At 43.4% G+C, this 14344-nt stretch carries 13 protein-coding genes; 11 read left to right on the top strand and 2 right to left on the bottom strand.

The window, feature by feature from the left end; genetic code table 11:
• Positions 1–14: 14 nt before the first annotated feature.
• Both xseA and JMY08_RS06765 read right to left on the bottom strand, forming a co-directional pair.
• Positions 15–1565 (bottom strand): exodeoxyribonuclease VII large subunit, encoded by a 1551-nt coding sequence (gene xseA, locus JMY08_RS06770; RefSeq protein ID WP_201592480.1) that lies wholly within the window; start codon positions 1563–1565, stop codon positions 15–17.
• A 353-nt stretch (positions 1566–1918) separates the two neighbouring features.
• The gene (locus JMY08_RS06765; RefSeq protein WP_201592478.1) at positions 1919–2287 is read right to left on the bottom strand and encodes a hypothetical protein; all 369 of its coding nucleotides are present in this window, start codon (positions 2285–2287) and stop codon (positions 1919–1921) included.
• Between the two features lie 346 nt (positions 2288–2633).
• Here JMY08_RS06765 and JMY08_RS06760 point away from each other — a divergent pair, with 346 nt between their 5' ends.
• The 11 genes from JMY08_RS06760 to purF all read left to right on the top strand — a co-directional run bounded on the left by JMY08_RS06760 (position 2634) and on the right by purF (position 14275).
• Positions 2634–3290, top strand: coding sequence for an alpha/beta hydrolase (locus tag JMY08_RS06760; protein ID WP_201592476.1), 657 nt, complete (start codon positions 2634–2636; stop codon positions 3288–3290).
• Positions 3291–3498: 208 nt separating this feature from the next.
• Positions 3499–4605 carry a cell division protein ZapE gene (gene zapE, locus JMY08_RS06755; protein WP_010198312.1) on the top strand — a complete coding sequence of 369 codons (1107 nt, stop codon included), beginning with the start codon at positions 3499–3501 and terminating at the stop codon, positions 4603–4605.
• 250 nt (positions 4606–4855) lie between these two features.
• Positions 4856–5530 (top strand): nitroreductase, encoded by a 675-nt coding sequence (locus tag JMY08_RS06750; RefSeq protein WP_201592475.1) that lies wholly within the window; start codon positions 4856–4858, stop codon positions 5528–5530.
• A gap of 114 nt (positions 5531–5644) precedes the next feature.
• The gene (locus tag JMY08_RS06745; RefSeq protein ID WP_194618657.1) at positions 5645–6958 is read left to right on the top strand and encodes an NAD(P)H-dependent glycerol-3-phosphate dehydrogenase; all 1314 of its coding nucleotides are present in this window, start codon (positions 5645–5647) and stop codon (positions 6956–6958) included.
• A gap of 108 nt (positions 6959–7066) precedes the next feature.
• Entirely contained in the window at positions 7067–7525 is a 459-nt protein-coding gene (gene sixA, locus JMY08_RS06740) for a phosphohistidine phosphatase SixA (protein ID WP_201592474.1), read from the top strand.
• Positions 7526–7856: 331 nt separating this feature from the next.
• On the top strand, positions 7857–9161 hold the full coding sequence (gene gspL, locus JMY08_RS06735) for a type II secretion system protein GspL (protein ID WP_201592577.1): 1305 nt from the start codon (positions 7857–7859) through the stop codon (positions 9159–9161).
• A gap of 102 nt (positions 9162–9263) precedes the next feature.
• Positions 9264–9812 carry a type II secretion system protein GspM gene (gene gspM, locus JMY08_RS06730; RefSeq protein WP_201592473.1) on the top strand — a complete coding sequence of 183 codons (549 nt, stop codon included), beginning with the start codon at positions 9264–9266 and terminating at the stop codon, positions 9810–9812.
• A 346-nt stretch (positions 9813–10158) separates the two neighbouring features.
• A complete protein-coding gene (locus tag JMY08_RS06725) occupies positions 10159–10587 on the top strand; it encodes a DUF4870 family protein (protein ID WP_201592471.1) in 429 nt (142 codons plus the stop codon).
• Positions 10588–10765: 178 nt separating this feature from the next.
• Entirely contained in the window at positions 10766–11800 is a 1035-nt protein-coding gene (locus tag JMY08_RS06720) for a quinone-dependent dihydroorotate dehydrogenase (RefSeq protein ID WP_201592469.1), read from the top strand.
• Between the two features lie 27 nt (positions 11801–11827).
• Positions 11828–12325 carry a CvpA family protein gene (locus JMY08_RS06715; RefSeq protein ID WP_010198340.1) on the top strand — a complete coding sequence of 166 codons (498 nt, stop codon included), beginning with the start codon at positions 11828–11830 and terminating at the stop codon, positions 12323–12325.
• Positions 12326–12739: 414 nt separating this feature from the next.
• Complete coding sequence (gene purF / locus JMY08_RS06710; RefSeq protein WP_194618648.1) at positions 12740–14275, top strand: amidophosphoribosyltransferase; 1536 nt, start codon at positions 12740–12742, stop codon at positions 14273–14275.
• Positions 14276–14344: the final 69 nt, after the last annotated feature.

The following is a 14344-nucleotide window of genomic DNA, read 5'->3' as shown; positions in this document are numbered from 1 at the left end:
TAGATAAGTAATCGTTAGATATTATTATATGGTTCAGTTGGTGTCTCTGAGGTTTCTGTCGCTTTTTTCTCACTACTAACATCAACAATTTGAGCTTTAGCCTTGCCATCTTTTAAGACGATATAAATGGTTTGCTCAGGGGAGAGCTGTGTACTGCTGGTGAGTATCTGTTTGTCTTTATCATCAGTCAGCATGGTATAGCCTTGCTTGAGCACGCGAGACGGTCGGTGCAAAAGTACGATATCACGCAGATGGGCGCTATCACGGTGTGCCTGTATCAGCTGCTGCTGAGCGCTCTGCATGATGGTTTTTTGATAGATATCACTGTAGTTATGGGCGCTGGCTAATTGCTGATGTGCAAGGGTTTGCGTCTGTGTGTGTAACTCAGTTGTCAGTCTCGCCGCTTGCTTTACTTGCCGCTGCGCACTCTGCTGAATACTACGCCATGCATAGTCGCTGTCTTTTTGCAGGGCGGTTAATTGACCGATGGTGCGCGACTGCATTTGGCTCAATTGTCGCGCCGTTTGTTGCTCCGCGATATTGAGTTGACGCTGAGCAGCTTGTTTGATTTGCGCTTGATAATGTAAGGTCTGCGTGACCAGTTGCGCTAAATGGCTACTAATCGCCGCGATCACTTTGGATGGCGTGTCAAAGCTGCTGTGCGCCACTTCATCTAAGATCACTTTATCGCGCTCGTGACCAATACCAACCCAGACGGGGACAGGCTGTTCAGCGACCAATGCGGCAAGCTCGTAATCATTGAGGTAAGCCAAATCTCCCACCGCGCCGCCACCACGAATAATCACTAATAAGTCAGGCAGGCGCTGATAAGTATCTTGGAATTGTTGCTGAGCACTGACGATGGCTTGGCGAATCTCGCTTGGGGCATGATTGCCTTGGAAGGTCGCGTGATGGTAATGGAAGTGACAAGCGCCTGTACTCGCTAAGCGATCCGCATCGGCTTGAAAATCACCTAAACCTGCGGCCTTTTCGGGCGCAATCACGAGGACATGCTCGATATCAAAGGGCGCAGGTAATTGTTGATTAAGCTGCAATAAGCCTTCGCCAGTCAAGCGATCGACCATCTCCGCATATTGCCGTGCCAAATCCCCTAAGGTATAGCTGGGGTCAATATCTTCAATGGTAATAGAGAAGCCATATTGTGCGTGAAAACCTGCGGAGACTTTGAGTAATACGGTCAAATCGCGCTCAAGAGGCATGCCAGTCGCTCGCTCAAACTTTGCCAATACGCGTGCAGCTTTAAAGCGCCAAAGATTGCCACGGCAGCTGGCGACTACTTTGCCTTCCTCATCTTTTTCAGCCAACTCAAAGTAATAATGCCCGCCTTTGCTAGACAGATTACGAATTTCAGCCTTCACCCATACGCGGTGGTCAAAGGTTTGTTTGATGACCATCTCAACCGCTGATAAATAGTCACTCAAACGCAAGACCGTATCTTCTAAATGATCTTCCTGCTCTGCCAGTTCGGCCTCCAGCGTCGCTAAATCCTTGGCAGGTGCTAACACTTTTGCTGGTTTGGTATTTGAAAGATTGGGTTTGCGCATAATAGTAGACCAAGGGTTTTGAAAACAAGTGTTCTAAAAATAAGGATTCTAAAAACAAGGATTCTAAAAACAAGGATTCTGAAAACTAAGAAACTGAATAGGGGGTGTAGAAGATTAAACAGGGTAGTTTACCTCAAAAGTGTAGCTACAAAAAGCAAAGCCAGTAAGTCAGCGATCAATATATTATTTTCATCGCTGATTTACTGGCCAAACCCTATTATATTTTACACCAAATACCGTTATTTTTATTGAATACAAGGCAAAGCTAGGGCTACTTAATTATTTATCAACTCATTCATTTAGCTTCAAAGTTTAGTAGAATGCTTTAACTTTGCCAGTTGATAATGGTTCTTTTATTGGCATCGGAAGTTGATTTTATACTCATAATCATCATCGCGTGACAAATTGGGTGAGCCCGTGCCAAAGATAGAACCGATAACCGCACTCGCTTGTCCGACCATACGACCCGTGCGCTCATCTAAAATACCATTATAAGCAACTTTGTCATCAACGATAATCACTTGTTTGCTGCGACAAGTGTTTTTGGCACTATCAAGCGCATTTTGCTGAGCTTTTACTTTGCTATCCGCTATCCCAGTAGTCTCGTAAATAGAGTTGGCACGTTGAATGACTGGTGAGGAAGGCGTGCTCTGGCAGGCACTTAAGATAAGAGCCGTCGCCACAGTAGCAGTGATGGTGGCAGTTTTATTAACAGTATTCATAAATTATTCCTCTTTTCTATAAATTAATCATAAAAACTAAAGACAAGTAGGGCAAGTATTTTGTTCATTAAAAGACAGACTAAATCTAACCTATTACAGTCTGGGGTGTCTAGGCAGTTATTGTGTTCGGTATTGCGCTTGTATTACATGCTGCAATTTAGCCATTTTAAGACCACTAAATGTATCCATGTGCTAATTGATGACACGCCCTAAGTGTTCCAAGCTATTAGCTATGATAAAACCATGTGCACTTGCCACAAACCTGAGGCGTACACAGCAAATCACTTGAAATAAAAATCATATCTAGGATAATTGAGGTATTCATTTTTAATTATTAAGTAATTTTATGCCATTAATTCCTGCTCCTGCTGGCGTGCTCGAAGTTGACACGCTATGGCAACAAGACAATCCTAACGATCCGAATACCGACACGGTGGCGCTGCTTTGTCATCCCAACCCGCTGTTTGATGGCACGATGAACAATAAAGTCGTCACTACAATGTACCGCTTTGCGCGTGATAACGGTATGCACGTGGTCCGTTTTAACTTTCGCGGTGTCGGTCAGTCGACTGGCGAGCATGATTATGCGGAAGGTGAGGTGGTGGATGCAATGACCGTGCTACAATGGATTGCAGAACAAACCAATGCGCGCAAGCTATGGCTTGGCGGCTTTTCTTTCGGTGGTTACGTGATTGCGCGTGCGGCTGAGCAGGTGCTCGAAGCCTCTCATGTTTGGGGGTTAAGTGATTTTGAGATTACTAAGATTGCTCTTATCGCTCCGTCTGTTGAAAAAAACGACAGCGAAGATTTAAGCTTGCCAGCTGACAGAACCTTTGAGATATATGGCAATGCTGATGAAGTGATTGATCCTGATAATATGCAGAAATTTGCAGAACGCTTAGGTCTAGCAGTCAGTGTCGTGGACGGCGCTGGACATTTTTTTCACGGTCGCTTATCTGAGTTAAAAAAACTGTTGCAACAGCATAGTTTTGATGATCATTGAAGATCAATTAACCTCATAAGTTTCAACACCTGACGTAGTATCAGTCCGTAGGGACAGCACTCTTTTATGCCGCTTCCTTGTTGAAAATAGGCGCTTAGAAATATTGCCTTACTGTCTCTAACGTCGAATCGCCTGAAAAATAGTCAGTGTCATGATCGAAGGATCAAACACGCCCTAATATTTACCTTTTTAAATGATGAGTCGTATTATGAGTTTATCTCCATTGCAACGTTACGAGCAAGCCGTCAGTACCGATGAGTTTACTCGAGATGAGCAGCAATATCAGGCCATGAGCTATCTTGATGAGCTACATCACCAGCTCACCAGTCGCGTGGAACAAAAAAAAGGCATTTTTAGTTTTTTAAAATCTAAGCCGACTGCCCCAAAAGGTTTGTATATGTGGGGCGGTGTTGGACGTGGTAAGACATGGATGATGGACATGTTTTATGATTCTTTGACGATTGATCGCAAGATGCGCCTTCATTTCCATCATTTTATGCAGCGCGTTCATCGTGAACTAAACGCCATACAAGGCGAAAGTAACCCACTAGAGAAAGTGGCTGACATCATTTACAAAGAAGCAGTCATTATCTGCTTTGATGAGTTCTTTGTCTCTAACGTCTCTGATGCGATGATTTTGGGCGATCTCTTTACCATGCTATTCAATCGTGGTATTACATTGGTCGCTACCTCAAATATTGAGCCAGCAGGACTTTATAAAGACGGTTTACACCGCGATCGCTTTATGCCCGCGATCGCTGAAGTTGAGCACCATACCGCCGTGATGAATATTGACTCCGGTATCGACTATCGTTTGCGCGTGTTGCAGCAAGCAGAGCTGTATGAATCGCCCATGACCAAAGCCAACCACCATTGGTTGGCCAACCGTTTTGCGAGTTTATCTAATAATCAAAAAATCAGTAATGAGCCGATTACTATCAATGGTCGTCAAATTAAGATTAATGCTCGCACTGAAGATGTTTTATTTTGCGACTTCCGTCATTTATGTATGGAGCCACGTTCGGCTGCTGATTTTATTGAACTCGCGAAACAGTTTAGTACGGTCTTAGTCGATTCAGTACCATCACTGGACGATGATCTGCGTGATCCGACACGGCGTTTCGTTTATTTGGTCGATGAGTTTTACGATCGCCGCGTAAAATTACTGATTCGAGCAGAGCAATCAATTCTTGAGCTGTATCAAGGCGAAAAACTGGCGTTTGAGATTGAACGGACGCGTTCGCGCTTGCTTGAGATGCAGTCAGAAGATTATTTAAAAATGGAGCACCGTGTCGAAAATGCAGATGCGGCTTGATGGTATAGTCGATTCAATTTAAAAGTAGTACAAGGCAACCAAGTGTAGATGTATATCAAATACTTCAAGCGAGGTTAACGCAGTAACACTTTTATAGTGGAATGACTATATGATCACTATTTAAAGTGAGAGGGTAAAGGCTGCTTGATGTTTCGTTTACGGTTTTACGATTGTCTAATCATATTTATAACGGGATAATCTGCTGATATAAACAGTAGCAGTCAATATCAATAATAAATAAGGGTGAATAATGAATAAGTCTGACGAAACTAATTCTACAAAAGACAATCAAGTAAAGAAAAATGAAAAAATATCAATTAAAGCACTAACGACTGAGAGTACGCCATTTACCAGCGACGAGCTCATTCACTGGATCAATTCAAGACGTAGCGTGGGTAACTTAGATCTTCCTGCACCAACGCGCGCTCAGATTGAAGAAGCGATTGAGTGTGCTACGACCGCGCCTGATCACAAAAAACTGCGTCCATGGCGTTTTATCGTGACTGCGGGCGATGCTCGTCATGATTTAGGGCGTGCCCTTGTCGAAGCAGCAAAAGCAAAGGCGACAGAAGAGGGCGAGGTGCTCTCTGAGAAGACAGTGCAGAAAACGCAGACGATGCCGCTGCGTGCACCAGTTGTGATTACCGTGGTTACTCAGATGCAAGAACACAAAAAAGTACCGCATTTCGAGCAAATGTTAAGTGCAGGCGCTGCGGTTCAAAATCTTATTCTGGCTTTAAAAGCGCAGGGCTTTAGCACAGTATGGCGCACAGGCTTACTGTGTAACGAACCTGCTATAAAAGCATATTTCGGCGTAAGTGCAGATGATTATGTCACGGCTTTTGTTTATACTGGCACCAGCCCTAAAGACGAACCCACACGCAAAGCTATTGATATCGAGCCGCTGGTCCGCTTTGAGCCATAAACATATTTGAGTGCTACCGAGCTAAGATTGGTTACTTATTAAACATAACTGGTCTCAGTAGCTGTCCACTAAAGATATTATTAATAATAAGTCAGTCAATACGGATAAATGCATATGACAAGCGCTAATGACAGCAATACCAATGCCAACAAAGATACCAATGAAAATAGTAGCAACGAGAGTAATAAAGCAGCTGACAAACAAAACAGTCTGTTGTCGGGTATCATTGGACGAGCTAGTAAATCTGGTATTGGCCGTAAGAAGCTAGATCCTAGTGCGGTAGAGTCTGCGGTGGCAAAAAACATGGCAGAGATTCATAGTAATCCTACCAAGCTGCGTTTGGCATTTTTGGGCGGTGGTAGTTTTGGTACAGCGATGGCGAACCTAGCCGCGCGTAATGGTTGTGATACCACGCTGTGGGTTCGTAACAAGCGTACCGTCAAGGCGATGCAAAAAACGCAGATGAATAAGAAATACCTGCCCGGTCACAAGCTTGATGACCGCTTGAAGTACAGTCATGATCTAGCGTCAGCAGTCAAAGATACCGATATTATTTTTATTGCAGTACCAGGCTTGGCCTTTCGTGAAACGCTGAAAAACATCGCGCCCTTTATCAGTGGGCAGTCTATTGTGTCGCTAACGAAAGGCATGGAAAAAGACACTTTTGCCATGATGAGTGATATTATCAAAGAGGTGTTGCCTGAAGTGAATTTTGGCGTTATGTCAGGGCCCAATCTTGCTATAGAAATTATGAAAAATATGCCGTCTGCGACAGTGATTGCGAGTGAGTCTGAACCACTACGTCATGCTGTACAAGCAGCACTGCATAGTGCCTTCTTTAGAGTGTTCGCCAGCGATGATATTCGCGGTGTTGAGCTGGGCGGGGCGCTCAAAAATATCTATGCTATTGCAATGGGTATGGCGGCTGCCTACGAAGTGGGTGAGAACACCAAAGCCATGATATTAACCCGTGCGCTGGCTGAGATGAGTCGTTTTGGTGTCGAAGCCGGTGCCAATCCACTGACGTTTTTAGGGTTATCAGGTGTTGGTGATTTATACGCAACCTGCAGCTCAGAATTAAGCCGTAACTACCGCATCGGTAATATGCTTGGTCGTGGCATGAGTATCGATGCCGCCGTCAAAAAGCTGGGTCAGACTGCTGAAGGCGTTAATACTATTCAGCAAGTCCACGAAAAAGCGACCAAAGACGGTATTTATATGCCGATTACCCATGCACTTTATGCGGTTATTTATGAAGATAAAGCCGCATTAGGTGTGGCGCTTCATTTGATGGAAGCGGGATTTCGTAGTGACGTCGAGTTCGTGATGGCTCATGACCATAGCAATGCTGCCCTTACTGCGCAAATGAAAGCTGCTAATAGTACCTCTAAAAACGAGAGTAGCGATAAAGACAGCGACTCTAAGTAAAATGATTGCTAGAAATGTGTATTGCTGAAAATGTGTAAGGTCAGGCCGTGGCAAAGCAGGTTATAGAAAGACAGCTGATAAAAAGGCAAGCTATAGACAAGGAAAGTTATGAAAATTATACTAGTGCGTCACGGTCAAGCAGAAGACGAAACGCGTCCAGATAGCGCTCGTCAGCTGACCAATTTTGGGCAGCAGCAAGCCGCGCAAACTGCAGAATATATCACGACCAATTATAAGCCCGATCGTTTTATCGTGAGTCCTTATGATAGGGCGCAGCAAACGTTAGCAGAGCTGCAAGTGCGTGCGCCTACAATACCAGCGACAGTACAAGATAATATTACGCCTTCTGACGATGCTCATAGTGCATTTACCGATATAGCAAAAATTGAGGCTCAGTGTCTCGTGGTGGTGTGTCATATGTCTATCGTCGCCAATCTCGCCGGCTTATTAACGGGTGATTATCCGGAGTCGTTTTCTTTGGCAGAAGCACGAGTATTTGAGATGGATTTCATCATGTCTGGAATGGCAACTGAGGTCGATCGTTTTGTACCTGAGCAACCGTATTGATATCACTTTTCAATTGACTATTTGGTATTAGGGCGCGTCCTCAATTCAAGCGATTGTATCTAAATGGGCTAAAAATGGCTAAATTTTGCCAAATATCGTCAAATAGCTGATTAATATCTCGATATTATTTGCGCTATTTTCCTCATTTGACTGCAATTTATCTCATTTTTATGACCGTTTTTAAAATGAGGACACGCCCTAGTGATATTATTCATCATGATCCTCTTTAAAATATTAAGATGTTTTAAACATAAACATAAACATGGTCATGGGCGCTTACAGAACGTATAAGTTTGTTATTTTACGGCTTTGATAATTAAGGACACACTTGGTGTTACATGTTTGGTTAAGAGCGCAGCACAGTCCGCTAGCTGTCTGGCATGAAGACGTACAACAATGGCAGTCAGTTGCTGGCTGGCAACAGTTGCATGACATTTATAGCAGCTATAAATCCAATAGCCATAAAACAGTCTGTTTGTACTTTCCGTCAAGCCACTTATTACAAGTGGATACCGAGCTTAATGGTACTCAGCTGAAGCAATTGGGTAATACCGGTAAGCAGTATCTATTTGAAGAGACGTCCTTGACCCCTGTTGAGCAATTGGCAATACGGCAAACCAGTCTTGCTGATAGCCAGTATTTATATGCGCTCGCGCAGGGTGATATTGAGGCATGGCAGCAAAGTGCCAAACTTGTCGGTATGAGTATCGCGGCATTACTGCCTGACTTTTTATTATTACCAGTGCCAGAAGAAGGCGCAGGGCAGCAAATCACTCTATATCAAGATGACCAGACGATGTTGCTACGCCAATCATTATATCAAGGAATGGCGGTCAGCTATTTACCGTTGATTTTTGAGCGCTTTCCGCAGTTGAGTGAAGTGACTGTGGTGCCAAGCATTGAAGCTTTTGGTAATATCAATTTTTCAGACCTTGATGCTACAAAATCTGATCCTAGTATCGATTTGCAAAACCCAGTAACGACCACCGATTTTTCGGCACAAACAGCCGCGCTTATCGCAGATCATCAGCTGCTATTGACTATGTTAACCAGTACGCCAAAGCCGATTGATAGCCCTGAACGTCATGCGCTTAATTTCTTTATCAAATCAACCGATTCGCAATTATCGCCTTATCTACGTGTGGCAATGATGGTAGCGCTGTCAGCCCTAGTGCTGCAAATAGCGACAGATGGGGTGCAGTTTTACCAATATAATCAAGCGACGGTGGCAACAAAGACAGCGATTACTGATCAATATCAGTCTTGGTTTCCTGATGAACGTCTAAATCCCCGAACCAATTTGACCACGCAAATGGCGCCAAAACTGGGTACCAATGGTCAAGCATCCCCACACATAGCCGTGCTATCACGCATATCACCACTGATTAAGCAATCCTCCTTAAAGGCACAGTCTTTGGTTATGCAACCATCCGCGCTCAGTTTTATTTTGATTGCGCCTGACCGAGATAGCCTTGATAAATTTGCCAATACCCTGTTCACCCAAGGATTAACGGCCAAGTTAGAACGGGTAAATAGCAATGAGCAAGGGCAGTTTAGTGGGCAAATTACTGTGAGTATAAATGAAGAAGGTACTACGCCAGAAAGCGTTGGTGCAGATAAGGTAGCAGCATCTTAAGCTCGCTGAGAACTTCAACTTCTTATGACTGATATATTTTTGATGACAATAAGTATTATAGTAGTCACTTGATCGCAAACTATTGGCAATAAAGGTTAGAGAATGAAACGATTACAGCGCCGTGCCAAACGTAGCACCACCGCACCTAAAGCAAGCGCTTTTTCAGAGCGGGTGAATAGTTATCAAAATGTCCTATCATCACGCTGGCAGGCATTGTCTCCACGCGATCAATTAGCATTGGCCATATTGTCTGCTTTTCTGCTGTTGTTTGTGGGTGGCTACGGCGGTTATACGGTTCATCAAGCTGCAAGCGATAGCAAAGGCGAGTATCAAGAGCAAGTTGCCGATTATTTTTGGCTGCGTGCGCAAGCAGGTAATATTGATAGTAATACGGTCAATACTGTAGATGGGGCAGCCGCTATGCCACCTGCCAGTACTGTCAGCGCGCTGTTAAATACTTCGGGTATTACAGATGCACAAGTAGTCGCGGCTGGCGATGCAATTCAACTGAGCTTTACCAATGCCAGTCAGGCGGTTGTGAGTGCGGCACTCGGTAAACTTGAGCAGCAAGGTTGGCAATTTACTCAGCTCTCGATGCAACAGGACGTGACCACCAAAGCCATTGAGGTACAAGCGACCGTCACTTCTTAAAAGTATAATCAATTCTATCTAAATCAGACTTCCTTATATCCAAATTATATTGAACCGATGATACGCTTAGGATTTTCTGCATAAGAAAAGTCACAGCGTAAACCGTGTTTTATTAAAATTACTTTCACCCGCTGTTATTGCTTCATATTTTGAATTGAACTTCATTGAAAAACATCCTATCCGACACAATTAAAGTTTTAGGGCACACTTTAGTGATAGGCATTTTCTATAAACTATTTTCTATAAAATGTTTTCCTGAGCTTGAATGGATAAGCATCTGCGTCAACAGACTAATGTGAAAATTAAGACGTCTGATTATAATATGACCTGTTAAGGATCAAGACACATGATAAACGATAATATAAGCGGCAACATGAGTGACAGTAAACGCCGTTCTTTGACCACTTATAATCACATCACCTATCTATTGTATGTGATCAGTTATTTTACGGCTGGTCTATTGTGGATTGTGCCGATTATCATGAATTATGCTAAGCGCCACGATGCGGACGGCTCATGGCTCGCCACACATTTTGATTGGCAAATTAAGACATTTTGGTACAGTATCGTCTGGTTTATCATAGGCATTTTTATCATCACGTTTGCTTTGGGTGGCTTTGGCGTCAGCATGCTTGCTGATAGCAGCAATATAGCCATTGGTTCATTTTTATTGGTCAGTGTTGGTTTTATTATTATGGGCCTTACCTTTATTTGGCACCTTTATCGTATTATACGAGGTTGGATTGCCTTAACAGATGGGCGACCTGTGCCATAATATAGTCAATCTTATATAATTTTGATACGGTGTTTAGCAGCGCTTATTGACCTTTTGGAATAGAAATTTGCTGTATGAAACTTTGGTCTTATTTCTGTTAAGCTGATATAATCGCTGCGCTTAACCTATTTCGTTTTTCTCATTCATCATTGCTTTTCGAGCAGGGTCTGTCGTTACTATGTCTTATGCCTTACTTCGCCCTTTTTTATTTAAGATGGATCCTGAACACGCCCATGAGATGACTTTATCTTTATTAGATAAAGCTCATAAAGCGCGTGCTTTAGGTTTGGTATATGGTCAGTCGATGCAGCCCACAGACTGTATGGGATTACAATTCGATAATCCAGTCGGTCTTGCAGCAGGGTTGGATAAAAACGGCGATTATATCGACGCACTTGCCGAGCTTGGCTTTGGCTTTATAGAAGTGGGTACGGTCACGCCAAGACCACAAATTGGTAATGATAAGCCACGACTATTTAGAATCAAGCAAGCCGATGCTATTATCAATCGTATGGGTTTTAACAATCAGGGCGTTGATTATCTGATTGAAAACGTCAAACGCTGCAAATACAAAGGTAATATCGGCATCAATATCGGTAAGAATGCCAGTACGCCAGTGGAACAAGCCGCTGATGATTACGTCTATTGCTTAGAGCGGGTTTATCCACACGCTTCCTATATTACCGTCAATATCTCATCGCCAAATACCAAAAACTTACGTGATTTGCAGAGTGGTGAAGCGTTGACTCAGCTACTTGATACGATTAAAAACCGTCATAATCAATTGGCAACAGAGTATGGTTTTTATGTGCCATTGGTCTTAAAAGTAGCCCCTGATTTAGAGCCGCTACAAGTGGATTATATTGCACAGCAGTTGTTAGATTTTGAGATTGATGGTTTGATAGCTACTAATACTACATTGAGCCGCGTCGGTGTCGAAGACTTGCAAGATGGTGACCAAGCCGGTGGCCTATCTGGTCGTCCAGTGAGCCACATTAGCACCCAAATTTTACAACAATTCTCTGATCAGCTGGATGGTAAAGTGGCTTTGATTGGCGTGGGTGGTATTGATAGCGGTGCCAAAGCGGTTAAAAAGATTGAAGCAGGTGCCGATATGGTACAGCTTTATACTGGGCTGATTTATCGAGGTCCTGGGCTGGTACAGTCTTGCCTTCAAGCGATTGGTGGCTATTACGATGCCATGGAAGGTTAGACAACCCCTAAAAATGAGGCGTTATATATGAGTGGTCTAGACATCGTGATTGCTATTGTGGTCTTGATTGGCCTATGGCGTGGCTTTCAGGTAGGACTCATTAAGACGGCAGTAGGTCTGGTAGGCTGGTTTATTGCTCTCATTGCTGCCACGCGCTTGGCAGGCTCAGTTGCTCCGCAATTATCAGGTGTTGTACAAGCTCCCGTCTTACAAATGGCAATGGCTTTTTTAATCGTTGTGATTGTTATATTAGCGATTATGCACCTAGTGGCTTTTGTATTCTCAGGCGTGCTAAAAACCTTGCGTTTGGGCGTAGTGGACAAAATGGCAGGTGGTGTCCTTGGGGCAGCCAAAAATGTATTGATGGTGTTGGTTGTGCTTAGTGTTAGCGCACCACTATTGGTACAAATGCCGCAATGGCAAACCTCGGTGCTCGCGCCTGAACTATTGCCTTATGCACCGATGGGCAAAGCTTTAGTCTCAGATGTGCTTGGTATGGCTTGGGATCAAGTCAACCAGTCTTAATGCTTAGAACTTGCCTTAGACTTATTCTTTGTTCCTAAAGCCTGCATTTCTAACATGCCAAACTTACATATATTTTGATATTACCAATTAAAATTCCAAAGACTGTAACTTCAAAGCTTGTGTTTTTAAAGCATTATTTTCTAAACAATGCGATGCCAAAAATCATGACTGCGTCTTTGTAATTCATCCTTGATAAAAAGTTATTTGATAGCATTTAGGGTTCATAAATTCCGATTTATGAATGATTGATGACTTTGCCGACTATACATCAGCAAGGAAGTTGTCATCAATATTTTAAGCTTAAGCAACATCATCAGGTCAGCGGCAAGGGTTAGATAGCTGTTCTTTATAAAACACTGTCAAGATTATGCCGTTATTGTTTTACTAATGTGTGGTTCAAAATAGGATATAACTATGTGTGGAGTCATTGGAGTTGCAGCTCATGAGCCAGTTAATCAGATTCTTTATGATGGCTTAACAATGCTACAGCATCGTGGGCAAGACGCGGCAGGTATCGTGACTTTGCAAGATGGTCGGCTTTATTTGCGTAAAGAAAACGGCATGGTACGTGACGTTTTTATGAATCGCCACATGATGAAGCTGGTTGGTAAGTTTGGTATCGGTCATGTGCGCTACCCGACGGCAGGCAGCTCAAGCAGTGCAGAAGCTCAGCCGTTTTATGTCAACTCACCCTATGGTATTACGCTGGCACATAATGGTAATTTAACCAATGCTGAAAGCTTGGCTAAAGCCTTGTACAAAGAAGACCGTCGTCATCTGAATACCGACTCAGATTCGGAAGTATTGTTAAATGTACTTGCGCATGAAATGCAGAATTTGGGCAAAACACATCCAACAGCTGATGATATTTTTGAAGCGGTAAAAGCGGTCTACAGCCGCTGCGAAGGCGCTTATGGTGTCGTTGCCTTGATTACTGGTCATGGCTTGCTTGCTTTCCGTGATCCAAACGGTATTCGTCCGCTCATCTTTGGTGAGCGTTTGGCAGCCAATGGCGGCACAGAATATATGGTTGCCTCAGAATCAGTTGCATTGACTGGCTCTGGATTTACTATTATTCGTGATGTTAGACCTGGTGAAGCGATTTTTATTGATTTAGACCATCAACTGCATACGTATCAGTGCGTTGAGCAGCAAGAGTATACGCCTTGTATCTTTGAATACGTCTATTTCGCTCGTCCAGATTCTATTATGGACAATATCTCAGTCTATAAATCGCGTCTGCGTATGGGTGAGAAGCTTGGTGATAAAATTCTTGCAGAATGGGGTGAGGATCACGATATCGATGTGGTTATTCCTATTCCGGATACTTCGCGTACTTCAGCGATGGAGCTGGCGCTTAAGATGAATATCAAGTACCGTGAAGGGTTTATGAAAAACCGTTATATCGGTCGTACCTTTATTATGCCAGGCCAGCAGCAACGCAAAAAATCAGTACGTCAAAAGCTTAGCGCTGTACCGTTAGAGTTTAAAGGTAAAAACGTTTTACTGGTCGATGATTCAATCGTTCGCGGCACCACTTGCCATGAAATCATCCAAATGGCGCGTGATGCAGGTGCACGTAAAGTATTCTTTGCCAGTGCAGCGCCACCCGTAAAATATCCAAACGTGTATGGCATCGATATGCCAGTGCGTAGCGAGCTTATTGCTTCAGGACATAGCGTTGAAGAAGTACGTAAAATCATTGGTGCTGACCGCTTGATTTTCCAAGACTTAGACGATTTGATCGAAGCGGTAAAAGACACCAAACACAGCAAAGTCGAAGGGTTTGACTGTGCGGTATTTAATGGTTGCTATATTACTGGGCAAATCAATGAAGCCTATCTTGAGCATCTGCAAGAGCAGCGCAGTGATACCGCTAAGACTGGCAAAAAAGGCGTACAAATAGTGGCTGATACACCCGTAGATATGATGGGTGTCGAAGAGCTTTAAGCCGCTAAATACTTAAATTTCTGTATATAAAAAGGCTGGATTCTTGATAGAATCCAGCCTTTTTTATTG

This window comes from Psychrobacter sp. Pi2-51, from assembly GCF_904846665.1.
GTDB classification, from domain to species: domain Bacteria; phylum Pseudomonadota; class Gammaproteobacteria; order Pseudomonadales; family Moraxellaceae; genus Psychrobacter; species Psychrobacter glaciei.
This window is presented reverse-complemented; position numbering and strand designations above follow the sequence as displayed.